The organism is Kitasatospora sp. NPDC094016 (assembly GCF_040304045.1).
Lineage (GTDB): Bacteria > Actinomycetota > Actinomycetes > Streptomycetales > Streptomycetaceae > Kitasatospora.
The window spans coordinates 13276-37732 of record NZ_JBEOUK010000056.1; the positions used below are offsets into that span (position 1 = coordinate 13276).

Genomic DNA, 24457 nt, shown 5'->3' on the forward strand with positions numbered 1-24457 from the left:
GGGGCTCCGGGCCCGCGCGCGGCGGTCGCGGCTGGGCGGTTGCGTGCGGGCGTCACCCGGTTGGTACCCGGCGGGTTCGCGGGCCACTCGGGGGGTCCTGCGTCCGCCCCGAGCGGCCCACGGCGGGGTCAGAGCGCGAGCGGCTTGACGGCGGTCGGCGCGTGCTCGGGGAGGGTGGCGATCTCCTCCCACTCGTTGACCTTGTCGATGTCGGCGGCGGCCATCGAGATGTTGGTGACCCGCTCCAGGATCGCCTCGACGACGACCGGGACGCGGAACTCGGCGGCGAGCTTCTTGGCCTCCTCGAAGGCCGGCAGCAGGCCCTCGGGCTCGGTGACCCGGATCGCCTTGCAGCCCAGGCCCTCCGCGACCCGGACGTGGTCCACGCCGTAGACGCCCAGCTCCGGCGCGTTGATGTTCTCGAACTCCAGCTTGACCTGGAAGTCGATGTCGAAGTTGCGCTGCGCCTGGCGGATCAGGCCCAGGTACGCGTTGTTCACGAGCACGTGGACGTACGGGATGCGGTGCTGGGCGCCGACGGCCAGCTCCTCGACCATGAACTGGAAGTCGTAGTCGCCGGAGAGCGCGACGACCTGGCCCTCGGGGTCGGCGGTGGCGACGCCGAGCGCGGCCGGGATGGTCCAGCCGAGGGGGCCGGCCTGACCGCAGTTGATCCAGTGCCGCGGCCGGTAGACGTGCAGCAGCTGCGCGCCGGCGATCTGGGAGAGGCCGATGGTGGTGACGTAGCGGGTGTCCGGGCCGAACGCCCTGTTCATCTCCTCGTAGACGCGCTGCGGCTTGAGCGGCACGTCGTCGAAGTGGGTGCGGCGCTGGAGCCGGGCCTTGCGGTCCTGGGTGGTGGCGGCCCACTCGCTGCGGTCCTTGAGCCGCCCGGCGGCCTTGAGCTCCTGGGCGACCTGGAGGAAGAGCTCCAGCGCGGCCTTGGCGTCGGAGGCGATGCCGAGGTCGGGGGCGAAGATCCTGCCGATCTGGGTGGGCTCGACGTCGACGTGGACGAACGTGCGGCCCGCGGTGTAGACGTCCAGGCCGCCGGTGTGGCGGTTGGCCCAGCGGTTGCCGATGCCCAGGACGAAGTCGGAGGCGAGGAAGTTCTCGTTCCCGTAGCGGTGCGAGGTCTGGAGGCCGACCATGCCGGCGTTCAGCTCGTGGTCGTCGGGGACGATGCCCCAGCCCATCAGGGTCGGGACCACGGGGACGCCGGTCAGCTCGGCGAACTCCCGCAGCAGTTCGGCGGCGTCGGCGTTGATGACGCCGCCGCCGGCGACGATCAGCGGGCGCTCCGATTCCTGGAGCAGGGCGAGGGCCTTCTCGATCTGGATCCGGTTGGCGGCCGGCTTGTAGACGGGGAGCGGCTGGTAGTCCTCGGGGTCGAAGTCGATCTCGGTCAGCTGGACGTCGATCGGCAGGTCGATCAGGACGGGGCCGGGACGGCCGGAGCGCATCAGGTGGAAGGCCTGCTGGAACACGCCGGGGACCTGCGCGGCCTCCAGCACGGTGGTGGCGGCCTTGGTGACGGGCTTGGCGATCGAGGCGATGTCGACGGCCTGGAAGTCCTCCTTGTGCAGGCGGGCGACGGGGGCCTGGCCGGTGATGCACAGGATCGGCACGGAGTCGGCGATCGCCGAGTACAGGCCGGTGATCATGTCGGTGCCGGCCGGGCCCGAGGTGCCGATGCAGACGCCGATGTTGCCGGCCTTGGCGCGGGTGTAGCCCTCGGCCATGTGGGAGGCGCCCTCGACGTGCCGGGCGAGCGTGTGCCTGATCCCGCCGGAGGCCTTGAGCGCGGCGTAGAACGGGTTGATGGCCGCGCCCGGCACGCCGAACGCGACGTCAACGCCTTCGAGCTTGAGGATCTCCACGGCCGCGCGGGCGGCTGTCATACGAGGCATCGGGTCTCTCCTGCGTCGGCCCGCAGTGGGTCGGAGGGCTCATCTCCAGAATTCCACCATACGGAAGAATGGTTTCTGTATGCGGAAATACGGTACGACTGGGCTCGCGGGGCGTCAAGGGGAGGTTCAACAGAATGTGGAAGTCGGCCCCGGGAGTGAAACCGCAGGTCGTCACGGGCGTCCGGGGCGGGGAGGCGGAGCCGGGTTCGCACAGGTGGGCGCAGATCGTGCTGGTGTGCCCGGGGAACCGGCCGTTCCGCGCCGGAAAGCGCTGCCGGTGTGCAGTGCGGGTGAAGGGACGGTGCCCGAGGTCGGCCCACCCCGCACCCCTGGGTACCGTCGGTGGCACGCCGGGCCCGTGATGTCCGACTGAGGCCGCGGCAAGGGGGATTCGGGACGGTCCGGGAGCGGGGGAGCTCCGGCGGCCGGTCCCGTCCAGGACCAGCGCGCCCGGTCCGCCGCACCCGAGCGAGGGACGCACCCCCTGGCCGCACCGACCCGACACCCGCCGCCGCCGTCCGGTCCGCCCGGACCTGCGGCCGTACCGCTGTCGCCTTCTCCGTGCGGTCCACCTCCCTTCCCGCTCCTCACCCCCCTGTGCCCCCCTCGCCCCCCTGTGACGGCGTGCCCGCAGCGGCGGGCGCGCGAAAGGAACGCCGCCATGCGCTGTCTCCCTGCCCGCCCCCCGGTGGTGACCGGGTGAGCCGAACGCCCCGCCGCCGCAAGGCCCCGCCGGGCCACCCCGGCAAGGCCGCCCCGCCGGGCCGCCGCCGGCCCCCGCTCGCCGTGCTGCGCGCCGTCCCCTGGCGCTACGACCTGCCCGCCTCACTGGTGGTGTTCCTGGTCGCCCTGCCGCTGTGCGTCGGGGTGGCGGTCGCCTCCGGCGTCCCCGCCGAACTGGGCCTGGTCACCGGCATCGTCGGCGGCCTGGTCGTCGGCCTCCTGCCCGGCAGCAGCCTCCAGGTCAGCGGCCCGGCCGCCGGGCTGACCGTCCTGGTCTACGACGCCGTCCAGCGCTTCGGCGTCACCGCCCTCGGCCTGCTCGTCCTCGGCACCGGGCTGCTCCAGATCGCGATGGGAGCCCTCCGGCTCGGCCGCTGGTTCCGCGCGATGTCCGCCTCGGTGGTGCACGGCATGCTGGCCGGCATCGGACTGACCCTGCTGTTCGGCCAGTTGTATGCGCTCGCCGACCGCCGCGCCCCGGCCACCGGGCCGGAGAAGATCGCCGGACTGCCCGACCTGCTGGCGGACGTGGTCACCGGCGTGGCCACCCCGAGCGCGGTCGCCCTGGGACTGGCCACCCTGCTCGTGCTGGTCGGCTGGAAGTACGTGCCCGGGCCCGTCGCCCGCGGCGTCCCCGCGCCGCTGGCCGCGGTCGGGCTGGCCGCCGCCGTCACGGCCGCCGCCGACCTGCCGGTGGCGAGGGTCCGGGTGTCCGGCCTGCTCGACGTCGTCCACCTGCCCGACCGTGCCGCGCTCGGCGCGGTGGCGGGCACCGCCGGTCTCGGTACGGTCGTCGCCTTCACCCTGATCGCCTCCGCCGAGACGCTGTTCAGCGCCGCCGCCGTCGACCGGATGCACCACGGCCGGCGCACCGACTACGACCGCGAGCTGACCTCCCAGGGCATCGGCAACACCGTCTGCGGGCTGCTCGGCGCCCTTCCGATGACCGCGGTGATCGTCCGCAGCGCGGCCAACGTCCAGGCGGGGGCGCGGACCAAGGCCTCGCGCACCCTGCACGGGCTCTGGCTGCTGCTGTTCACCGCGCTGCTGCCCGGCGTGCTCGGGCTCGTCCCGCTCACCGCGCTGGCCGCCGTCCTGGTCCACGCCGGCGCCAAGCTCGTCCCGCTGCGGCGGATCGCCGCGCTCTGCCGCGACCACCGGGGCGAGGCGCTGGTGCTCGCGGTGACCGCGAGCGCCATCATCGCCACCGACCTGTTCGAGGGTGTGCTGATCGGCATCGGCCTGGCCGTGGCCAAGTCCGCCTGGCAGACCTCGCACCTGCAGATCGGCCTGGAGGAACTGGTCCTGCCGTCCGGCGAGGCCCTGCAGCGCGTCCGGCTCAGCGGCAACGCGACCTTCCTGCGGCTGCCCCGGCTGCTGGACGCCCTGGAACGGCTGCCGGCCGACCGGCCGGTGGAACTCGACTGGTCCGGGCTGCGCCACCTGGACCACGCCTGCACGGTGGCCCTCACCGCGTGGGCCGCCCAGCACCGGGCCCGCTCCACTGCTCCGCTCGCGGTCGAACCGCCGCTGCCGACCGTGGTGTGAGGACGGGCGGGCGCGGTCCGGGCCCGTCGACGGACTGACCCCGCACAGTCAGTCCGTCGTGCCGTCCGGGCGTCCGTCGTGCTCAGCCGTCCGTCGGGCGGGTGCTCAGCCGGTCTGGCCCTGGTGTGCCCCGGCCGGGGCGGGCTGGGCGGCCGGCTCGGCCGTGGAGCGCCGGGCCAGCAGCCGGTCCAGGGCGTAGGGGCCGGAGCCGAGCACCGCGATGGCGAGGAAGGCCCAGCAGAACATGACGGAGGGTTCGCCACCGTTCTGCAGCGGCAGCAGGGAGTGCTCCTGGTGGACGGTGAAGTAGGCGTACGCCATCGAGCCGGAGCAGAGCAGGGCGGCGGTCCGGGTGCCGACGCCGAGCAGCACCAGGGCGCCGCCGACCAGTTGGATCAGCGCGGCCCACCAGCCGGGCCACTGGCCGAGCGGGACGGTGCCGCCGCCCTTGGCGCCGCCGAGGACGCCGAAGAGCGAGGCGGCGCCGTGGCAGGCGAAGAGCAGCCCGACGACGACCCGGAAGGCCGTCAGGACGAGCGGGCGGGCGGCCTCGGCCGCCTGCTGGGGAGAGGTGGGAAGGTTCGCGGGCATGGGGAAACGCCTCCTGTGGGGGGAGGAGGGGGTACGGGGCGGTAAGGGTACCCTTGGTCTAGTCCACTTGGCAATGCTCCGTCAGATCCCACGTGTGCGACCTTCGCGGCGGATCTTGACCGACCGTTCTGGAAAGGGCTAGCGTCCACCCATGGCGCGAACGAAGGAATTCGACCCGGACGCCGTGCTCCAGTCGGCCCTTGAGCTGTTCTGGCGGCGCGGTTACGAGGCGACCTCGATGGCCGACCTGGTCGAGGAGCTCGGGATCGCCCGGGCGAGCATCTACGCCACCTTCGGCAGCAAGCACGAACTGTTCCTGCGGGCGCTGGAGCGGTACGGCGAGCAGGCCGACCCGGTGCTGCTGGCCGAGCTCTCCCAGCCCGGCCCGGTGCTGCCGGCCGTCCGCGCGCTGGTCCGCCGGTTCGCGGCGGAGTCCGCCGAGGACGGGCTGAAGCGCGGGTGTTTCATCACCAACACCGCCGTCGAGCTCGCCGCGCACGACCCCTCGGCGGCCCGCCGGGTGGAGGCCGGCCTCGGCCACCTGGAGACGGTGCTGACCGCCGCCCTGGTCCGGGCCGAGGCGCAGGGTGAACTGCCCGCCGGGCGGGATCCGAGGTCGCTGGCCCGGATGCTGCTGGTGCTGTTGCAGGGCGTGCGGGTGCTGGGCCGGACCGCCGACGGCGCGTCCCGGGTGCGGGACGCCGCCGAGCAGGCGCTGGTGCTGCTCGACTGACGGATCGTGGGGCGATGGCGGGGTGACGATGGGGGTCGCCTCTTGCCGTCCCGATACTGGACCGAACGGTCATGAGGGAGAGGGGGGCTTCCGTGAGTGCGCCACGGCCTTCGCGGCGGCGGGCGCCGCCCTGGCGCTGACCGCCCTCGCCGTCGCCATACCGGCGTGGGCGACTCCCGAAGCCACCGCAGGGACCGACACCGCACCAGAACGCACCATCCAGATCAAGGAGCACCTCTCATGACCACGCGTTTCATCGGCAAGTCCGTCCTGGTCACCGGCGGCGGCAGCGGTATCGGACGGGCCGTGGCGCTCGCCTTCGCCCGGGAGGGCGCCCGGGTCGCGGTAGCGGGCCGCAGCGCGGGCCCGCTCGCCGAGACGGTCGAGCTGATCGAGCAGGCGGGCGGCGAGGCCGTCGCGCTGACGGGTGACGTGGCAGACGGTCAGGACGCCGCCCGGCTGGTCCGGGAGACCGTCGAACTCCTCGGCGGCCTGGACGTCGCCGTCAACAACGCCGGGGTGTTCGGCGCCGTCGGCCCGGTCGCCGACATCGACGAGGACGAGTGGCACCGGGTGTTCGCGGTCAACCTGACCGGCACCTGGCTCGCCATGAAGCACCAGATCGGCCACATGCGGGCCCACGGCGGCGGCGCGATCGTCAACGTCTCGTCCAACCTCGGCGTCCACATGCGGGTGCCCGGCCTCGGCGCCTACGCCGCCAGCAAGGCCGCCGTCACCGCGCTGACCCGCAGCGCCGCCCTCGACCACATCGCGGACGGCGTCCGGATCACCATGGTGAGCCCCGGCCCGGTGGACACCAGCATGTCCACCCGGCCCGGCGAGAACGCCGACGACAAGGCCGCGCGGATGAAGGACAGCCTCCCCGTCGGCCGGGCGGGTGCGGTCGAGGAGGTCGCCGCCGCGGTGCTGTACCTGGCCTCGCCCGAGGCGGGCTTCACCGTCGGCGCCGACCTGGTCCTGGACGGCGGTGCCACCGCCTGATCCACCCGTGGCCCAACGGCAGTGCGGCGCACCGCCGTTGGGCCACCGTCTGATCCACCCATGGCCCAACGGCCGTGCTGTGTGCCGCCGTTGGGCCATCAGGTCACCGCTCGGCCAGTGCGTCCCTGGCCTCCTCGGTCCGGGCCCGGGCCACCACGAGGTCCTCGTCGAACTCGACGACCAGCACGTCCGGCCCGGTGAACCAGCGGCAGCCGCGGCCGAGCCGGGGCAGCTCCGCCAGCCCCTCCGGCACCTCCACTCCGCACTCGGCGAACACACTCAACTCGTCGTCCTGCAACAGCTTCTCCACCATCACCATCGCCGCCGCGGCCGTCGAGAAACGCTCCTCCCAGGGTTCCCAGTGCTCCGTCGACTTGTCCGCGAGGTCGAGCCGGCCCACCGTCGGCGGATCGTCCTGGTCGAGGTCGGCCAGCAGGACGCCCCAGTTCGCGCACGCCTGGTTCTCCTCCTGGTACACCAGGGCGCCGTCCAGGACGAACAGTTCCTCCGGTGGCAGCAGCCGGTTGTGGTTGCCGGTGAGGTCCTCCCGGCGGCCGAACAGCAGGTACGCCTCGCGCAGCGCGGCCGGCAGCCGCAGGCCCAGGCGCCCTTCGGCGGCGTCGAGTTCGGCGTCCGCGAAGCCGTCCCCGGGGCGCAGCGGCTCGCCCCAGTAGGCGGCGAAGCCCTCGACCAGCGCCCGGGCGCCCGCGCGATCCCGCAGGGATTCGGCCATCGCGGCCCGGATGTCGAATTCGGTGTCGTCCATCCGGGAACCGTACGACGCCCCACCGACAGTCCGGGGCCACCGGAGGGCGTACGGGAACGGGCGGGGGCGCGCCGCGCATCCCGCCCGCCCACGACCGGCCGGGGACGCGCCCCAACGCCCGTCCGCCCACGACCGGCCGAATCTGACGCGAACGCGTAATCCCACCGACACCCGTTGCTCACCCCGGGGTTTCCGACCCGTCGTGTGGGCAGGACACGGTTTCGGCCGGAACCGACACAACGAAAGGCGGGACGCGCAAACCCATGCCGACCGCACCACACACCAAGCCCCACCCGGGCCGCCGAAGCCGCTGGGGTGAGCACGGCCTCGCCTGGGCCTTCCTGCTGCCCTCCCTGGTGGTCTTCGTCCTCTTCATCGGCTACCCGCTGGGACGGACCATCTACCTGAGCGGACACGCCAACGACCTGTTCGGCGCGCCCTCGCGCTACGTCGGGCTGAAGCACTACACCGAGTTGCTGACCTCGGCGGACTTCCGGCGCACGCTCGCCACCACCGCCCTGTTCACGCTGCTCACCGTGGTGCCCGGCGTGCTGGGCGCGCTGGTGCTGGTGCTGCTCCTGGAGAACCGGATCCGGGGCGTGCGGCTGCTGCGCTCCGCGTTCGCGCTGCCCTTCGCCTTCTCGGTGGCCAGCGCGTCCGTGGTCTTCGCGGTGTTCTTCAACCCCGCCAGCGGGGTGCTCAACGGCCTGCTCTCGCACGTCGGGCTGGGCCCGATCGGCTGGCTGACCGACTCCCGGTACGCGCTGGTCTCGGTGGCCGTCACCACGGTGTGGATGAGCCTCGGCTACAACGTGCTCGTGCTGTCCGCCGGCATCGGCTCGATCCCCGGCGAGATCCTGGAGGCCGCGCGGATCGACGGCGCCTCGGGGCTGCGGCTGGCCCGTTCGATCACCGTGCCGATGCTCGGCCCGAACCTGTTCTTCCTGACCGTGGTCTCCACCGTCCACTCGCTGCAGAGTTTCGGCCAGATCCACATCCTCACCAAGGGCGGCCCCGACGGCGCCACCCGGACCCTCGTCTACTCCGTCTACGAGAAGGCCTTCGCCTACGGCTCCAGCGACTTCGGCACCGCGAGTGCCCAGGCCGTGGTGCTGCTCGTGGTCGTCCTCGCCTGCACGGCCGTCCAGTTCGGCGTCCTGGAGCGGAAGGTGCACTACGCATGACCGTGACCGCCACCGAGGCCGGGCCCGGGGCCCACGACGGGGCCGCCGCGCCGCGCCCGCGCCCCCGGGTGCTGGCCGGCCGCTCGCCGCGCGACCTGCTCGGCCGCGCCGCCGTCTACCTGCTGCTCGCCGTCGCCCTCGTCACCGTGGCCTTCCCGGTGTACTACGCGATCGCCGGCGCCTTCATGAGCCCGTCCGAACTCTCCTCCTACCCGCCGGCGCTGGTGCCCCACTCGGTCACCGGGCGGAACTTCGCCGGCGCCGTCGACACCGTCCCGCTGGCGAGGCAGTACGCCAACTCGGCGATCGTGGCGACCGTCATCACGCTCGCCCAGCTGTTCACCTCGGTCCTCGCCGCGTACGCCTTCGTGTTCCTGCCGCTCAAGGCGCGGGCCGTGATGTTCGGGGTGTTCCTGGCGACGCTGATGGTCCCGTGGGAGGCCATCATCATCCCCAACTACCTGACGCTGTCCGGCTGGGGGCTCGGGAACACCTACTTCGGCCTGGTGCTGCCCTTCCTCGCCTCCGGCTTCGGCACCTTCATGCTGCGGCAGGCCTTCCGGCAGCTGCCCGGTGAACTGCGCGACGCCGCGCGGATCGACGGCGCGGGCCACTGGCGGTTCCTGTGGCGGATCGTCGTCCCGCTCAACAAGCCGGCCCTGGCGGCGCTGTCGATCTACGTCTTCCTGTCCGCCTGGAACCAGTACTTCTGGCCGCTCATCATCACCCGCACGGCCAACATGCAGACCCTGCAGATCGGCCTCACCTCGCTGCGCGACTCCGAGATGTCCGACCCGGGCCTGATCCTGGCCGGCGTCGTGCTCTCCCTGCTGCCCACGCTCGCCCTGGTGGTCTTCGGCCAGCGCTTCATCGTCCGCGGTCTCACCGCGGGCGCCGTCCGCTGACCCGCTCCGCCGCTTCCTCCCGCTCCTTTGAGCACGTCCCTCCCGACAGAGAGAGAACCCTCCCGTGAAGAAGAGTGCCCGCGCGCTCGCGGCCCTGCTGGTGGCCGGCCTGTCCCTGACCGCCTGCAGCTCCGGCGACTCCACCTCCGGCTCCGGCGGCTCCTCCGACGCCGCCCCCGGCGCCCAGGCGCTCGACCAGGCCTCGGGTGTCACCGGCGTCGAGTTCTGGCACTCGATGACGGGGAAGAACGCCGAGGTCCTCACCGGGTTGGTCAGCCAGTTCAACGCCGCCCACCAGGGCAAGATCGAGGTCAAGGCGCAGTTCCAGGGCAAGTACGACGACCTGGTCGCCAAGTACAAGGCCGCGGTGCAGCAGAAGGGCACCCCCGCCCTGGTGCAGGTCTACGACATCGGCACCCGGTTCATGATCGACTCCAAGCAGACCGTCCCGGCCCAGGCCTTCGCCGACAAGGACGGCTTCGCCCTCGACGACCTCGACCCGAACATCCGCAACTACTACTCCGTCGGCGGCAAGCTCGTCTCGATGCCGTTCAACTCCTCGATGCCGCTGCTCTACCTCAACGCCGACGCCTTCAAGGAGGCCGGTCTCGACCCGGCGCAGCCGCCCAAGGACCTCGCCGAACTCGGCGAGCTGGCGAAGAAGCTGACGAAGAAGGACGCCGACGGCAAGACCGTCCGCTACGGCTTCGGCGCCGCCATCTACGGCTGGTTCGTCGAGCAGCTGCTCGCCGAGTCCGGCACCATGTACTGCGACCAGGACAACGGCCGTACCAACAAGGCCGGCAAGGCCGTCTTCGACTCCGCCCAGGGCGCGCAGGTCGTCCAGTGGTGGGCCGACCTCGTCAAGGGCGGCTACGCGGCCAACACCGGCCGCAACACCGACGACGCCCAGGCCGCGTTCAAGGCCGGCACCGTCGCCATGCACCTGGAGTCCACCGGCGTGCTGCGCGGCTACACCGAGGCCGCCAAGTTCGCCGTCGGCACCGCGGCGTTCCCCAAGGTCGCCGCCACCGACCAGGGCGGCCCGGTCATCGGCGGCGCCTCGCTGTGGATCAGCGGCCCCGGCCACTCCGACGCCGAGAAGCGCGCCGCCTGGGAGTTCGAGAAGTTCGTCACCGCCCCCGAGCAGCAGGCCGCCTGGCACACCGGCACCGGCTACTTCCCGGTCAACCGCAAGGCCCTGGACGACCCCAAGGACAAGGAGTGGGTGGCCAAGTACCCGCAGTTCCAGACGGCCATCGAGCAGCTCAAGGCCACCAAGCCCTCCCCGGCCACCGCCGGCTGCCTGCTCGGCGTGATGCCGCAGGCCCGCAAGGGCGTCGAGACCGCCATCGAGCAGACCATCGCCGGCTCCAAGACCGCCCAGCAGGCCCTGGCCGACGCGGCCAAGGAGCTCCAGCCCGCCATCGACAGCTACAACAGCTCCGTGAGCTGACCACCTCCGCGCCCCACGACGGCCCGCCCGGCGCAGCACGCGCCCGGCGGGCCGTCGCCGTCCGGGACCGCCGTCCGGGACCGCTGTCCGGGACCGCCGTCGGGGAGCGCCGTCGGGGAGCGCCGGTCAGGGCTCAGCCGTCGGCGTCCGCCCCCGGGATCTCCGAGAAGAGGAAGATCCCGGCCAGGATGAGCGCGGCCCCCACGTACTGCCAGACGTCGATGCGCTCGCCCAGGAGCGCCACGGCGAAGGCGAGTCCGAACACCGGGATGATGTTGAGCAGGACGCCCGCCGTGGTGACCGGGGTCCGCGTAACGGCGTAGTTGTACATCAGGAAGGCGCCGGCCAGCCCGCCGCCGCAGACGCCGGCCGCGACGATCCAGTGCAGCGGGCGGGCGTCGTCGGTGACGAGGCTGCCGCTGATGACCCACTGGCCCGCGAACAGCGGCAGGGAGAAGAGCAGGCCGAAGCCGAACTGGTAGGCCGTGGCGACGAGCGGATCGGTCTCCCTGACGATGCGTCCGGTGACGATGGTGGCCGCCGCGGCGGCGAACGTCCCGGCCAGCACCAGGAGATCCCCCACACCGAGCCCCAGCAGGGCGTGGCTCCCGCCCAGCGCGGCGACGCCGACCGCGCCCAGCACGACGCCGCCGACACCGCGCGGCGTGGGTGCCCGGCGGCCGATCACCGCGGCCAGCGCGACGACGAAGCACGCCTCGGAGCCGCGGAGGATCGACGCCTGGGTGGCGTCGATCCGCGCCATCCCCAGCCCGATGGCCCCGTACCCCACCATCGGCTCGAACAGCCCGAGGAGGGCGAGGCGCTTCAACTGGTCGCGCGACGGGCGCCGGTGGCCGCCCCGGTACAGCAGGACGGCCCACGGCAGGGCGGCGGCGGTGAGGAGGGAGACGGCGAGCACCGTCATGACGGGAAGTCCCTGGATGGAGTACTTCTCCGCGGTGGTCCACAGGCCCCAGATCGCCGAGGCCCCGATCAGCGTCAGCGTCCCTCCCGGGTGGCGGACGGCGTTGCCGAGCACGCCGGTGCCGGAGCCCCGGGGCGCGGGCGGCAGGGTGGGGTCCGGCTGGCGTGGGGTGGGCTCGGAGACCATGGGCCGGTGGTTCCCTTCGGCGGGGGCGGTCAGTCCTCGGTGCTCTTGGGCGGGTAGGTGTGCGCGATGCCCCACGGGTCGGTCACGGTCCCGTTCCCGTTCAGGTAGGTCGGGCCGATGGGCACCTTGCCGTGGCCGCCGGGGATGTCGAGCACGTAGGTGGGCTGGCACAGGCCCGACACGCGGCCGCGCAGGCTGCGGGCGAGCGCCTGTCCCTCCTTGACGGTGGTGCGGAAGTGGCTGGTGCCCACGGCGAGGTCGCCGTGGTGGAGGTAGTAGGGCTTGACCCGGTTGACGATCAGGGTGCGGAACAGGTCCTCCAGCGCCTCGGGGGTGTCGTTGACCCCCTTGAGCAGCACCGTCTGGCTGACCAGCGGGATGCCGGAGCCGGCCAGCAGCCGCAGCGCGCGCCGCGCGCCGTCGCCGATCTCCTGGCTGTGGTTGGTGTGCACGACGACCCAGACCGGCGTGTCCATGGTGAGGGCTTCGACGAGGTCCTCGGTCACCCGGTCCGGGTCCACCACGGGCACGCGGGTGTGGAAGCGGATCACCTTGACGTGGTCGATCCCGTCGAGGGCCCTGAGGATCGGCCGCAGGCGGTCGGGCGACATGATGAACGGGTCGCCGCCGGTGAAGATCACCTCCCAGATCTCCGGGTGGGAGCGGATGTAGTCCAGCGCGGCGGCGAGTTGGGACTCCTTCAGCATCGAGTCGCCGGGGCCGACCACTTCCCGGCGGAAGCAGAACCGGCAGTACACCGGGCACACCAGGACGGGCTTGAGCAGCACGCGGTCCGGGTAGCGGTGGGTGACGCCCTTCACCGGGGTGAAGGGATCGTCGCCGATGGGGTCCTCCCGCTCCTCCGGCAGCGAGGTCAACTCGTCCTCGGTGGGCACGAACTGACGGGCCACCGGGTCGTCCAGCCCGACGATGCGGCTGCGCATCGCCGGTGTGATGCTCAACGCGTACCGTTTGGCGACATCGGTGATCGCCGCGACCTGATCCTCCTGGATCAGGTGCTGTGCGAGCAGTTCCTTGGGAGTGCGGATCGGGCGCGAACCGGCCATGGGTTCAACTCCTGGAGAGAAACCGAATGGGGATCGTTCAGCGAGCGGGCGCGGAGGTGCCCGGGGAGAATCCGGGAACGCACATCGGCGGACAGGGGAATTCCGGGGGGCGATAGCGCCGAGGGGCCGCGATGGGCGGCTTCGGAGGACGATCCGGCGGCGAAAGCCAGTCGGGACGGGTCCGTTTGTCCCTCAACTGAAGGCCGACAATCAAGGACGCTACCCTCGGTGGTCTGAACGCGTCAAGGATCGCCTGTGGCGGTGTCCGGAGCCCCGGGTAATCGATTGGTGACGATCGATTCCGGCGCCGGCAAAAGGTCGTTAAGCCGTTAAGTCGTTAAGGCGGCGAGCCGTTAAAGCGTTAAGGCGTCAGGCCGAGAGGGCTTCGCCGTCCTCCGGGAGCGCGCACACGGCCGCCAGCTCGTCGAGCGAAAGATCCAGTGCGAACGCCAGCGCGGCGATGGTGAAGAACGACGGCGTCGGCGCCCGTCCGGTCTCGATCTTGCGCAGCGTCTCCGCCGAGACGCCGGCCACCGCCGCCACCTCGACCATGCTGCGTGCGCCGCGCGCCTCGCGCAGCAGCGCCCCGAAGCGCTCCCCGCGCTCGCGCTCCCACGGGGTCAGCGGAGTCCTCACCATGCTGTCGATACTAGGCCCTCCTCGCCGGGGTCATGCCGTGTGCCCCGCCTCGGCGCTCCCGTCCGGCCGCGCGGCCGCCCGCTCCGACCGTGATACAAATACCGGTATAAGAATTGGATCGAGGGGAGACGGCTCACCATGGTCGAAATCAAGTCGGACGCCGCCCTGGACGCGATGCGCGAAGCCGGGCGGGTGGTGGCGGACGCGCTGGCCGCCGTACAGGACGCGGCGGCCGAGGGCGTCAGCCTGCTGGAGCTGGACGAGGTGGCGCGCGACGTGCTGCGGGCGGCCGGGGCCACCTCGCCGTTCCTCGGCTACCGGCCGTCCTTCGCGCCCGTGCCGTTCCCGGCCGTCATCTGCGCCTCGGTGAACGACGCCGTCGTGCACGGCATCCCGGGCGGCTACCGGCTGCGCGACGGCGACCTGGTGAGCATCGACTGCGGTGCCCTCCTGGACGGCTGGGCCGGGGACTCCGCCGTCAGCTTCACCGTCGGCGCCGCCCGGCCCGAGGACGCGGCACTGATCGACACCACCCGGCGCGCCCTGGAGGCCGGGATCGCCGCCGCCGTGGTCGGCAACCGGATCGGCGACATCGCGCACGCCATCGGCAAGGTCGCCCGCGCAGGGCGCTACGGTCTGCTCGAAGGCTTCGGCGGGCACGGCATCGGGCGCAGCATGCACGAGGACCCGCACGTGCCCAACGAGGGGCGCCCGGGCCGGGGTTACCCGCTGCGCCCCGGCCTGGTGCTGGCGCTGGAGCCGATGCTGACGGCGGGCGGCCGGGGCGACTACCGCACGGACCCGGACGGTTGGACGCTGCGCACCACGGACGGCAGCCGCGCCGCGCACATCGAGCACACCGTCGCCGTCACCGAGGACGGCCCGCGCATCCTGACCCTCCGGTAGCCGGAGCGCGGCGTCCGGGCGGCGTCCGGGCGGGAGCAACAGGCCGTAGGCGAACGGTCCTTGTCCGAACCCGGGCACCCGTCCGACCAGCTGGAATGAGCCGAATCTGTGGCGGATTTGTGACAAAGCTTCGCCAACACCCTGCCCTGGCACGGTATTCGCGGCCGTAGTGTTCCAGTTATGTCACCGAAGAGCCGCATACCTGCCCCGGACGCGGGCGACACCTGGGTGCCGCGCCCGCGGCGCCGTGAGACCCCGATCGGATTCCTGGGTCACACGGTCACGTTCCTCGGCTGCTGCACTCTCGGCGGTGTCCTGCTGGCCGGCCTCATCCTTCCCGCGGCGGGCGCCGTCGGGCTGGGGGCCAAGAGCAGCGCCGAGGGCTTCGAGAGCATCCCCGACGACTTCAAGGCGCCGGCACTGTCGCAGGCCACCCAGGTCTTCGACGCCAAGGGCGGCCTGATCGCCAAGGTCTACGAGCGGGACCGCACGGTGATACCCGCCGAGCAGATGTCACCGCTGATGCGCCAGGCGCAGGTGGACATCGAGGACGCCCGCTTCTACGAGCACGGCGCCGTCGACCTCAAGGGCATCCTGCGGGCGATCACCAAGAACGCGGAGAGCGGCGCCGCCGTCCAGGGCGCGTCGACGCTGACCCAGCAGTACGTGAAGAACGTCAACGTGGAGAAGGCCGGCGACGACCCGGTGGCCGTCCTGGAGGCGCAGCGCAAGACGCTCGGCCGCAAGATCCAGGAACTCCGGTACGCCATCAAGCTGGAGGAGGATCTGACGAAGGATCAGATCCTCACCAACTACCTGAACATCACCTTCTACGGCCATCAGGCGTACGGCATACAGGCGGCCGCCCAGCGCTACTTCGGCAAGGACGCGAAGGACCTCGCCCTCCCCGAGGCGGCCATGCTCGCCGGGCTGGTGCAGAACCCGTCCCAGTACGACCCGAAGCTGCACCCGGTGGCCGCGCAGAAGCGCCGGGACACCGTGATCGACAAGATGGTCGAGAACAAGCACATCACCGCGGACCAGGCCAAGGAGGCCAAGGCCGCACCGTTGGGCCTGAAGTACCAGGACCCGCAGAACGGCTGCATCACCGCCCAGGCCGGCATGGGCTTCTTCTGCGACTACGTGCGCCACGTGGTCAAGCAGGACCCGGTGTTCGGCAAGAGCGCGGCCGAGCGCAAGAAGCTGTGGGACACCGGCGGCCTCAACATCTACACCACGCTGGATCCGGAGAAGCAGGCCGCCGCCCAGAAGGCCGTCTCCGAGCAGGTGTACGTCACCGACCCGGTCTCGGCGGCGATGACGATGGTCGAGCCCGGCACCGGCAAGATCCTGGCGATGGCGCAGACCCGCCCCTACGGTCTGGCGAAGGAGAAGAACCAGACCGTCGTCAACTACAACGTGGACGCGGCGATGGGCGGCGGCATCGGCTTCCAGCCCGGCTCCAACTTCAAGCCGATCGTGGCCGCCGCCGCCCTGGAGGCCGGCCTGCCGCCCACCCAGCGGTACGACTCGCCCAACCGCATGGACTGGCCGACGATGAAGACCTGCGACGGCACCTGGAAGAACCTGAACAAGGGCAAGAAGGAGGGCAGCATCCCGAACGAGAGCGCGCGCGAGGTCGGCCCGTACGAGCTCAAGGAGGCGATGGCCCTCTCGGTGAACACCTACTTCGTGCAGATGGAGCAGGAGATCGGCCTCTGCGCGGTCAAGCAGATGGCCAACAAGCTGGGCGTCACCGGCAAGGCCGGCGGAGACCCGCTGCAGGAACTGCCCGCCCTCGGCCTCGGCACCCAGGAGGTGAGCCCGTTGACGATGGCGAACGTGTACGCGAGCTTCGCGGCCCGCGGCACCTACTGCGCGCCGCTGGCGATCAACAAGATCTCCACGGTGGACGGCAAGGACGTCCCGGTGAGCCCGGCCAAGTGCACCGAGGCGATGTCCACGGACACCGCCGACGTGATCAACAGCGTGCTGCTCGGGGTGACGGAGAAGGGCACCGCCAAGGAGCTCAGGCTGGACGACCGCCGGCAGATCGCGGCCAAGACCGGGACGACGGACGAGAAGAAGTCGGCCTGGTTCACCGGCTACACCGGCAACCTGGCCGGCTCGGTCTGGCTGGGCAGCCCGGGCACCAAGGTGCCGATGAAGAACATCCGGATCGGCGGCCACTACCAGCAGGAGGTCTTCGGCGCGACCGGCCCGGGCCCGATCTGGGAGCAGGCGATGAGCGACGCCGTCCGGAACATGCCGGAGAAGGAATTCCCGACGGTCTACATCCCGGACCCGCCCAAGCGCGACCCGAACTGCGCCACCCCCAGCGGCTCGCCGACCGGCACCTGCGGGAGCGGCTCGGGCAAGCAGCGCCCGAGCAGCCCCGGAAACCCGAGCAGCCCCGGCACCCTGAGCACCCCGGGCAGCACGGGCAGTACGGGCGCTGCGGGCAACTCGGGCGCTCCGGTCGGCCCGCTCAACCCGAACAGCCCGGTCGGCCGCTCCGCGCCGTCCCCGCAGGCCGGGCAGGCCGGGCAGTCCACCCCGTTCGCCCCCTCCGCGCCGGCCGACCCCGGCGACAACCAGGACCAGTGAGCCGCCCGGCCCCGCCCGAGTACCCGCACTCAGGCGGTTCGCCCACGCGGTGGGGCTGCCGTGGCGCGGACGCTACCGTGCCTCGACCGGCTCGCCGGTGTCCTGGTCCAGGTTGAAGACCCGCCGGTAGGAGTCGGTCACCACGGTGATCTGGTCCCGGCCGGTCCAACTCGCCTCCACCAGCCGGGCGTCGTCCGGTGCCCGGCCGATCTGGGCCAGCGACCAGCGCCGCCCGGACCAGCCCGCACCGACCTCCAGCAGGACCTGCCAGTCGTCGTTGTCCTTCGGCGCGGTGGCGTACGAGCGGTGCACCACGACCAGGGCCAGCTCCGGGCGGGCCGGGGCGGTCTCCCGGCTGCGCGTCTCGGCCGCCGAGACCTTGTGCGCGGCCAGCACGCCGAGCAGGAACACCACTCCGGCCGTCACCGTGACCGCCCGGGTGGCCGTCCGTACGGCGGTGCGCCGATCGCCCAGCCAGGCGGCGGCGATCAGCGCGGCCAGCGCCGCACCGAGCAGCAACTCGGGCCGGTTGAGCAGGTCGGCGACCAGCATCAGCCCGCCCGAGCGGCTCTCCCACTGCCCCTCGGTGTAGAGCAGCACGGCCGCCGCCCCGCCCGCCAGCAGCAGCCGGACCAGGACGCGCCTGGCCTTCGGCATCCGGTTCCTCATCGTCCCCCCGTCCGATGCGTCACAGCTCTGCGAGCAGCTTGCGGCCCTCCGGCCAGTCGCCCAGCCCGGAGTCCGAGTTGAGGTGTCCGTACGCGCCCGGCTCGACGTACCGGGCGCCCCACGCGTCGGCGAACAGCCGGGCCCGCTCGGGGCTGGCCCACGGGTCGTCGGTGCTGGCGACGACCACGGCCGGGAACGGGAACGGAGCCAGGGCCACCGGGCGGAAGCCGGTCAGCTGCGGGACTTCGGCGGTGTCGATGTCCGCGGGGGCGACCAGCAGCGCGCCGCGCACCGCGGCGGTCCGCCCGGCGGGAGCGGTGGCCACCCAGCGGGCCACCGTGACGCAGCCGAGGCTGTGGGCGACCAGCACCACCGGCCCGTCGGCGGCGGCCTCGGCCACCGCCGCGTCCACCCGGGCGATCCAGTCGTTCTGGTCGGGGTGGTCCCAGTCCGCTTGCTGGACCCGGCGGAAGGCGTCCGGTTCGGCGGCCTCCCAGCGGGTCTGCCAGTGCTCCGGGCCCGAGTTCTGGTAGCCGGGCAGGACGAGGTGGGTGATGCGGTCCGGCATGGGCTCCTCCGGTGTGCGGTCGTGGCGGGCAGCAGGAGTCTAGGACGCGGGCAGCCGCGGCCCGCAGCCGGGCGGTGACCCGGCACGCACGACCCTCAGCAGGCGCGTACGCCCGGTGACGCGCCGCAGTACGCCCGGTGCGCCCTGTTGCCAACGGCACGGCCGGTGCGGGAGGTTGGTCCGGGCCCGCGGCCGGTGGCCACCGGCCGGGGCCCACGCCGTGTCGGACGCTCGACCATGTGGAGGGATGTCGGCGATGACATCGAAGATCCTGCTCGTCACCGGGGACGCCGCCGAGTCGCTGGAGGTGTTCTACCCGTACCAGCGGCTGCGCGAGGAGGGCTACCAGGTCGACATCGCCGCCCCGACCAGGAAGCGGCTCCAGTTCGTCGTCCACGACTTCGTCGACGGGTACGACACCTACACCGAGAAGCCCGGCTACACCTGGCCCGCCGACCTCGCCTTCGCCGACGTCGACCCGGCCGACTACGTCGCGCTGGTCATCCCCGGCGGCCGCGCCCCCGAGTACCTGCGCAACGACCCGGAGGTGCAGCGGATCGTCCAGCACTTCTTCGCCGGCGACAAGCCGGTCGCGCAGATCTGCCACGGCCCGCTGATCACCGCCGCCGCCGGGGTGCTGTCCGGCCGCCGCAGCTCCGCCTACCCGGCGCTGGCGCCGGACGTGAAGGCGGCGGGCGCCGAATTCGTCGACGGCGAGGCGGTGGTGGACGGCGTGGTCGTCTCGGCCCGCGCCTGGCCCGACCACCCGGCGTGGCTGCGCGCGTTCATCGAGATCCTGCGCACCAAGGCGCCGGCCTCCTGACCCGCCCCGGCCCGCCGCGCCCCCGACCCGGCTCGGGGGCGCGGCTCCGGGAACCCGTCAGGGTCACGCCCCTCCCCAGGTAGCAGACGCTCCGCCCCGGAGGCTGACGACCGTCCCGCAACCGTCCTGCCATGGTGTCAAAGACCAGGGCAGCGGCGGAGGTTGACAGCCCTGCCAGCCGGACCACGGAGGACGTCATGACCACCGACCCAGCCACCACCACCCGGCGCCGCCGACGTGGGCCGGCCCTGCGCGCCGCCGTCGCGGCCCTCGCGGGCGCGGGCCTGATCGCCGCGCTCGCCCCGGCCGCCGCCGCCCAGGACGCGGCCCGCCCGGTGAGCGCCACCGACCGCAGCGCCGACTGGACGGCCCTCGACACGGCTCTCGCCGACCTGACCGCGAGGAACGTCGCCACCTCCTCCCTCGCCGCCGTGCGGGAGAACGGCCGGCTCGTCCACCGCTCCGCCGCCGGCGTCGCCCGGCTCGGTGCCGACGCCCCCGCCGACCCCGCGGGCCGCTTCCGGATCGGCAGCACCACCAAGACCTTCGTGGCCACCGTGCTGCTCCAACTCGTCGGCGAGGGACGATTGGGACTGGACGACCGCCTGGAGAGCCTGCTGCCCGGCGCGGTGCCGAACAGCGCGGACATCACCGTCCGCGAACTCCTCAACCACACCAGCGGCGTCGCCGACTACACCCAGGACCCGGCCTTCAACTCCTACGACCAGAACTGGCTCGACACCGGCCGCTACACGTCCTACAGCCCGCAGGACCAGGTGGACCTCGCCGACAAGTACCCGCCCGCCTTCCGCCCCGGCCAGGACTGGCAGTACTCCAACACCAACTACGCCCTGGTCGCGCTGATCATCGAACGCCTCACCGGCCATGGCTGGAACGAGGAGGTGGAACGCCGGATCATCCGCCCGCTCGGCCTGACGGGCACCTCGATGCCGCTCTACTCCCCGGACATCCCCGGCCCGCACGCCCACGCCTACCTCAAGCTCGACAGCGGCCCGGCCGACGTCACCGCGCTCAACCCCTCCATGGCCGGCCCCTCCGGCGCGGGCATCTCCACCACCGCGGACCTGACGACGTTCATCCGCGCCCTGCTCGGCGGCCGGCTGCTGCGCCCCGCCGAACTCGCCGAGATGCAGAAGACCACCGCCCACGGCGGGGGCCAGGCGTACGGGCTCGGCCTCCAGCGGGTGGACACCCCGTGCGGTGCGTTCTGGGGCCACGCCGGCGGGATCCCCGGCTACAGCACGATGATGCTCGGCTCGCTCGACGGGAAGCGCCAGTTCGCCAACAGCACGACCTTCTACGACACACCGGATCCGGCCGCGGCCCTCGCCGCCTGGCAGCGGGCGGTGAACGCCGGCGTGTGCGGCGGGCAGGGGTAGGGCGGGTGCCGCGGATCGGACGGCCCCCTACGCTGTCCGGCGACAGGAACGGCCGACCGTCACCAGGAGGACGAGACATGGCAGAGCCGCTGATCGCCGCAGTCGGGGGCAAGGCGCCCACCGTCGACCCGGGCGCCTTCCTCGCGCCGAACGCCGTCGTGGTCGGGGACGTGACGATCGGTCCCGGCGCGGGCGTCTGGTACGGGGCGGTGCTGCGCGGCGACGCCGAGTCCATCACCGTGGGCCGGGACAGCAACATCCAGGACAACTGCACCCTGCACGCCGACCCGGGCTTCCCGCTGGTGGTCGGCGAGCGGATCTCGGTCGGGCACAACGCGGTGCTGCACGGCTGCGTGGTCGAGGACGACACCCTGGTCGGGATGAACGCCACCGTGCTCAACGGCGCCCGGATCGGCGCCGGTTCGCTGGTCGCGGCGGGCGCGGTGGTGCCGCAGGGCATGCGGGTGCCGCCCGGCTCGCTGGTCGCCGGGGTCCCGGCCAAGGTCCGCCGCGAGCTGACCGAGGACGAGAAGGCCGGCATCAAGGCCAACGGGGAGGGCTACCTGCTGCTGGCCGCCGCCCACCGCGAGCTCGAACCCCTCGCCCAGCCGCAGGCCTAACCCTGGACGCCGACCGGTGCCGCCGCGGCCGGTGCCGTCGCGGCCGGCTCCGGTGCGGCGGGCACGGGCCGGCGCCGGTCGGCCGCCCAGGCGAGCACCGCGATCAGCGCGCCCGAGGCGGCCAGGACGGCGCCCACCAGCGTCGGCGCCGTCCAGCCGAACCCGGCGTCCAGGGCCAGCCCGCCGAAGTAGGCGCCCTGCGCATTGGCCAGGTTGAACGCGCCCTGCACCGTCGCCGAGGCCAGCGTCGGCGCGCTGCGCGCCTTCTGCAGGACCAGCGTCTGCACCGCCGGCACGATCGCGAAGCCGAACAGCCCGATCAGCACCACCGTGACGGCGGCCGACCAGCGTGCGTGCGAGGTCACCGCGAACAGCGCCAGGGTGGCGGCCAGCAGCACGAAGGCGGCGCAGACCGTCGGGCGCAGCGCCCGGTCGGCCGCGAACCCGCCGATCACGTTGCCGATCGTCATCCCCACCCCGAACAGCGCCAGCACCAGCGTCACCGAGCCGGTGGCGTACCCGGAGACCTCGGTGAGCAGCGGCGCGATGTAGCTGTAGCAGGCGAAGAAGCCGCCGCAGCCGAACACCACGGTGGCCAGCGCCAGCCACAGCTGCCCGTCGCGGAAGGCCCGCAGCTCGTGCCGGAGCCCGGCCTGCCCGGGGGAGGGCAGCGACGGCACCAGCCGGGCGATGGCGAGCGTCCCGGCGGCGGCGATCAGGACGACCACCAGCATGGTCGCCCGCCAGCCCAGGTGCTGGCCGAGCAGTGTGGCGGCCGGCACGCCGACGATGTTGGCGATGGTCAGCCCGGAGAACATCACGGCCACCGCCCGGGCCCGGCGGTGGGGGGCCACCAGTTCGGCCGCGGCCACCGCGCCGGCCCCGAAGAACGCGCCGTGCGGCAGTCCGGTGATCAGCCGGGCGGCGGCCAGCGTCCAGAAGTCCGGTGCCAGCGCGCACAGCAGGTTGCCGGTGGCGAACAGCCCGGCGAGCGCCACCAGCACCGCCTTGCGGGGCCGGCCGGAGGCCAGCGCGGTGAGCAGCGGGGCGCCGATGACCACGCCCAGCGCGTACGCGGAGATCAGCCAGCCGGCCTGCGGGATGGAGACGTGCAGATCGTCGGCGACCTGGGGGAGCAGCCCCATGGCGGCGAATTCGGTGGTGCCGATGGCGAACGCGGTGACGGCCAGCGCGAGCAGCGCGAGAGGCAAGGGGGTGACTCCGGGGTGACGCCCGCGGACGGGGAAGCGCGGCGGGACGGGGGGATTCGTTCGTCCGGCATCCTAATCCGGCCGGATGACGCCGCCGTGAGGTGCGTGTGACGGGAGGGGGTCGCCAGTACGGCGTCCACGCGCGAGACTGGGTGCATGTGCCGCAACATCAAGACGTTGCGCCCGCCGGTGACGCTCGACGCCGATGAGGACGACTTCCGCGCCGCCGCGCTCCAGTACGTCCGCAAGGTGTCCGGGTTCCGCGCCCCGGCGGCGCACAACCGCGAGGCCTTCGACCGGGCCGTGGACGCGGTCGCCGAGGCCACCGCCCGGCTGCTCACCGAGCTGGAGGTCCGCGGCGCGCCCGCCCGGGCCGCCGAGGCCACCGCGTAGGCCGACCGCCGTCCGGCGGGGTCCGCCGACCGCGGCCGCGCATCGGGACCAGGAGATCGGGACAATCGGGACAGGAGATGGAGATGACCCCCGCGAACCGTTACGTGCTCACCTTCCCCGGCACCCCCGGCACCCAGGCCCCGCAGGACGTCGTCGTGGTCGTCCGCACCAGCGCGACGGGCCCGGGCGGACACCCGGTGTACGAGGACGCCAGCGGCATCGTCCGCGCCGAGATCAGCGACGCCGGCGAGGTCCGGATGCTCGCCAGCGGGGGCCACCAGTCCCCGCACCTGCCGGTCCACGCCGAGCCGCTGCCCTGACCGCCGCCCCGGCTGATGCCCTGACCGTCCGGCGTCCACCGACGATTTCCGCGAACCACCCGGGTGCCGTCCGCCCCTGGGGCAGAATCGGCCGCATGACCACAGCGCGCTGGCAGGGCACCGTCGTCGCCGAGAGCGACGAGACCGTCGTCGTCGAGGGCAACCACTACTTTCCGGTCGAATCCGTCCGGACCGAGTTCCTGCGTCCGTCCGACACCACCACCGTCTGCGGCTGGAAGGGCACCGCCGGTTACCACACGCTGGAAGTGGACGGGCGGACCAACCCCGACGCGGCCTGGTACTACGCCGACCCGAAGCCGGAGGCCGAGGAGATCCGCGGCCGGGTGGCGTTCTGGCGCGGGGTCGAGATCACCGGGTAGGGCGTACCCCGGGAGCGGAGGGGGTACCGGACATCTATGGCAGTCTTCCGTAAACCCGGACGTTCCAGGCCTGTTCCCGAGCCCGCTCCCACCCCCGCCCCCGTGCCCGACGCCGGCCTGGCCGGCGAGCTCGCCGAACTGGTCGAGCAGGCCGAGCAGCCCGAGGGCGAGTGGCGGATCGCCGAGTACCGGGCCGGCCGCGGCCGCGGCCGGGCCTTGGTGGCGAACGTGGCCCACCTGCTCGGCCGGGGCGGCCGGGTCGCCGCCAAGGGGGCCGCGTTCGGCGGTCGCGCCCTCACCGAGCAGCTGGTGCAGGCCGCGCCGCGGATCCCGGTGCGCGACCTCGCCACGCTGCGCGCCCAGCACCCCGGTGCGGCCGACCCCGAGGCGCTGGCCGACCTGCTGGTCACCGGCGCGGCCCGGGCCTCCGGCGCGCTCGGCGCCGGCGTGGGCGCGGCGGCGATGCTGCCGGTGCCGCCCGCGATGCCGGTGGAGATCGCGGCCGAGACGCTCGCCGTCGCGGCCGTGGAGATCAAGCTGATCGCCGAACTGCACGAGGTCTACGGCGCCCGGGCGCCGGGCAGTGTCACCCAGCGGGCCGGGGCCTACCTGGCCGCCTGGGCCAACCGCCGGGGCATCGACGCGAGGCTGCTGTCCCGGCCGGCCGGGTTCGCCGCCCTGGCGCTCGGGGCGGAGGTGCGCCAGCAGCTCAGCCGCCGGCTCACCCGCAGCTCGCTGCGCCGCCTGCCGTCGCTCACCCCGCTGCTGGTCGGCGCCGGCATCGGTGCCACCGTCAACCGGCGCGACACCCGCCGGCTGGCCGGCGAGGTCCGCGCGGACCTGCGTGCGCGTCCCCCGGTCGACCGCGCCTACTGGGCCGCCGCGGCGCCGGCGGTACGGGGCGAGGTCGTCCCGGGGGACTGAT

24 protein-coding genes are annotated in these 24457 nt (G+C 73.0%); 15 read left to right on the plus strand and 9 right to left on the minus strand.

Going from position 1 to position 24457, the window contains the following annotated elements; translation table 11 throughout:
• Positions 1–128: 128 nt before the first annotated feature.
• Positions 129–1910: a glyoxylate carboligase gene (gene gcl / locus ABT015_RS33590; RefSeq protein ID WP_350885981.1), complete on the minus strand. Its 1782-nt coding sequence runs from the start codon at positions 1908–1910 to the stop codon at positions 129–131.
• A gap of 786 nt (positions 1911–2696) precedes the next feature.
• Between gcl and ABT015_RS33595 the strand changes: the two genes are divergently transcribed.
• A complete protein-coding gene (locus ABT015_RS33595; RefSeq protein WP_350886044.1) occupies positions 2697–4181 on the plus strand; it encodes a SulP family inorganic anion transporter in 1485 nt (494 codons plus the stop codon).
• Positions 4182–4286: 105 nt separating this feature from the next.
• On the opposite strand, the gene ABT015_RS33600 is transcribed toward ABT015_RS33595, so the two are convergent.
• Complete coding sequence (locus ABT015_RS33600) at positions 4287–4772, minus strand: DoxX family protein (protein ID WP_350885983.1); 486 nt, start codon at positions 4770–4772, stop codon at positions 4287–4289.
• Between the two features lie 151 nt (positions 4773–4923).
• On the opposite strand from ABT015_RS33600, the gene ABT015_RS33605 reads away from it, so the two are divergent.
• Both ABT015_RS33605 and ABT015_RS33610 read left to right on the plus strand, forming a co-directional pair.
• Positions 4924–5505 carry a TetR/AcrR family transcriptional regulator gene (locus ABT015_RS33605; RefSeq protein WP_350885985.1) on the plus strand — a complete coding sequence of 194 codons (582 nt, stop codon included), beginning with the start codon at positions 4924–4926 and terminating at the stop codon, positions 5503–5505.
• A 240-nt stretch (positions 5506–5745) separates the two neighbouring features.
• Positions 5746–6507: an SDR family NAD(P)-dependent oxidoreductase gene (locus tag ABT015_RS33610; RefSeq protein WP_350885987.1), complete on the plus strand. Its 762-nt coding sequence runs from the start codon at positions 5746–5748 to the stop codon at positions 6505–6507.
• A 103-nt stretch (positions 6508–6610) separates the two neighbouring features.
• Here the strand turns inward: ABT015_RS33610 and ABT015_RS33615 are convergent, their stop codons facing one another.
• Complete coding sequence (locus tag ABT015_RS33615; protein WP_350885989.1) at positions 6611–7273, minus strand: SMI1/KNR4 family protein; 663 nt, start codon at positions 7271–7273, stop codon at positions 6611–6613.
• 263 nt (positions 7274–7536) lie between these two features.
• Between ABT015_RS33615 and ABT015_RS33620 the strand changes: the two genes are divergently transcribed.
• The 3 genes from ABT015_RS33620 (at position 7537) to ABT015_RS33630 (ending at position 10818) form a co-directional block, all read left to right on the plus strand.
• Entirely contained in the window at positions 7537–8457 is a 921-nt protein-coding gene (locus ABT015_RS33620) for a carbohydrate ABC transporter permease (RefSeq protein ID WP_350885991.1), read from the plus strand.
• The gene (locus tag ABT015_RS33625; RefSeq protein WP_350885993.1) at positions 8454–9362 is read left to right on the plus strand and encodes a carbohydrate ABC transporter permease; all 909 of its coding nucleotides are present in this window, start codon (positions 8454–8456) and stop codon (positions 9360–9362) included. The genes ABT015_RS33620 and ABT015_RS33625 overlap by 4 nt, the downstream gene beginning before the upstream one ends.
• Before the next feature lie 64 nt (positions 9363–9426).
• A complete protein-coding gene (locus ABT015_RS33630; protein ID WP_350885995.1) occupies positions 9427–10818 on the plus strand; it encodes an ABC transporter substrate-binding protein in 1392 nt (463 codons plus the stop codon).
• Positions 10819–10951: 133 nt separating this feature from the next.
• Here the strand turns inward: ABT015_RS33630 and ABT015_RS33635 are convergent, their stop codons facing one another.
• From ABT015_RS33635 to ABT015_RS33645, 3 genes are all read right to left on the minus strand, one after another.
• Positions 10952–11929, minus strand: coding sequence for a DMT family transporter (locus tag ABT015_RS33635; protein WP_350885997.1), 978 nt, complete (start codon positions 11927–11929; stop codon positions 10952–10954).
• 29 nt (positions 11930–11958) lie between these two features.
• Positions 11959–12996: a lysine-2,3-aminomutase-like protein gene (locus ABT015_RS33640; protein ID WP_350885999.1), complete on the minus strand. Its 1038-nt coding sequence runs from the start codon at positions 12994–12996 to the stop codon at positions 11959–11961.
• A 369-nt stretch (positions 12997–13365) separates the two neighbouring features.
• Complete coding sequence (locus tag ABT015_RS33645) at positions 13366–13635, minus strand: helix-turn-helix domain-containing protein (RefSeq protein WP_063346085.1); 270 nt, start codon at positions 13633–13635, stop codon at positions 13366–13368.
• A 138-nt stretch (positions 13636–13773) separates the two neighbouring features.
• On the opposite strand from ABT015_RS33645, the gene map reads away from it, so the two are divergent.
• Positions 13774–14541 carry a type I methionyl aminopeptidase gene (gene map / locus ABT015_RS33650; protein ID WP_350886001.1) on the plus strand — a complete coding sequence of 256 codons (768 nt, stop codon included), beginning with the start codon at positions 13774–13776 and terminating at the stop codon, positions 14539–14541.
• A gap of 180 nt (positions 14542–14721) precedes the next feature.
• Positions 14722–17148 (plus strand): transglycosylase domain-containing protein, encoded by a 2427-nt coding sequence (locus ABT015_RS33655; protein ID WP_350886003.1) that lies wholly within the window; start codon positions 14722–14724, stop codon positions 17146–17148.
• A 72-nt stretch (positions 17149–17220) separates the two neighbouring features.
• Here the strand turns inward: ABT015_RS33655 and ABT015_RS33660 are convergent, their stop codons facing one another.
• Both ABT015_RS33660 and ABT015_RS33665 read right to left on the minus strand, forming a co-directional pair.
• Positions 17221–17805 (minus strand): hypothetical protein, encoded by a 585-nt coding sequence (locus ABT015_RS33660; protein WP_350886005.1) that lies wholly within the window; start codon positions 17803–17805, stop codon positions 17221–17223.
• A gap of 31 nt (positions 17806–17836) precedes the next feature.
• On the minus strand, positions 17837–18385 hold the full coding sequence (locus tag ABT015_RS33665) for an RBBP9/YdeN family alpha/beta hydrolase (protein ID WP_350886007.1): 549 nt from the start codon (positions 18383–18385) through the stop codon (positions 17837–17839).
• Between the two features lie 256 nt (positions 18386–18641).
• Here ABT015_RS33665 and ABT015_RS33670 point away from each other — a divergent pair, with 256 nt between their 5' ends.
• The 3 genes from ABT015_RS33670 to ABT015_RS33680 all read left to right on the plus strand — a co-directional run bounded on the left by ABT015_RS33670 (position 18642) and on the right by ABT015_RS33680 (position 21228).
• Positions 18642–19208: a DJ-1/PfpI family protein gene (locus ABT015_RS33670; protein ID WP_350886009.1), complete on the plus strand. Its 567-nt coding sequence runs from the start codon at positions 18642–18644 to the stop codon at positions 19206–19208.
• Between the two features lie 197 nt (positions 19209–19405).
• Positions 19406–20608 (plus strand): serine hydrolase domain-containing protein, encoded by a 1203-nt coding sequence (locus tag ABT015_RS33675; RefSeq protein ID WP_350886011.1) that lies wholly within the window; start codon positions 19406–19408, stop codon positions 20606–20608.
• 77 nt (positions 20609–20685) lie between these two features.
• Positions 20686–21228: a gamma carbonic anhydrase family protein gene (locus tag ABT015_RS33680; RefSeq protein WP_350886013.1), complete on the plus strand. Its 543-nt coding sequence runs from the start codon at positions 20686–20688 to the stop codon at positions 21226–21228.
• On the opposite strand, the gene ABT015_RS33685 is transcribed toward ABT015_RS33680, so the two are convergent.
• On the minus strand, positions 21225–22439 hold the full coding sequence (locus ABT015_RS33685; RefSeq protein ID WP_350886014.1) for an MFS transporter: 1215 nt from the start codon (positions 22437–22439) through the stop codon (positions 21225–21227). The two genes, ABT015_RS33680 and ABT015_RS33685, sit on opposite strands and share 4 nt — an antisense overlap.
• Positions 22440–22595: 156 nt before the next feature.
• On the opposite strand from ABT015_RS33685, the gene ABT015_RS33690 reads away from it, so the two are divergent.
• From ABT015_RS33690 to ABT015_RS33705, 4 genes are all read left to right on the plus strand, one after another.
• Complete coding sequence (locus ABT015_RS33690) at positions 22596–22832, plus strand: DUF2277 domain-containing protein (protein WP_350886016.1); 237 nt, start codon at positions 22596–22598, stop codon at positions 22830–22832.
• Positions 22833–22915: 83 nt separating this feature from the next.
• Positions 22916–23152: a DUF6296 family protein gene (locus ABT015_RS33695; RefSeq protein ID WP_350886018.1), complete on the plus strand. Its 237-nt coding sequence runs from the start codon at positions 22916–22918 to the stop codon at positions 23150–23152.
• A gap of 95 nt (positions 23153–23247) precedes the next feature.
• The gene (locus ABT015_RS33700) at positions 23248–23532 is read left to right on the plus strand and encodes a DUF427 domain-containing protein (protein WP_350886020.1); all 285 of its coding nucleotides are present in this window, start codon (positions 23248–23250) and stop codon (positions 23530–23532) included.
• A gap of 102 nt (positions 23533–23634) precedes the next feature.
• A complete protein-coding gene (locus ABT015_RS33705) occupies positions 23635–24456 on the plus strand; it encodes a hypothetical protein (RefSeq protein ID WP_350886022.1) in 822 nt (273 codons plus the stop codon).
• The last annotated feature ends 1 nt before the right edge of the window (position 24457 follow it).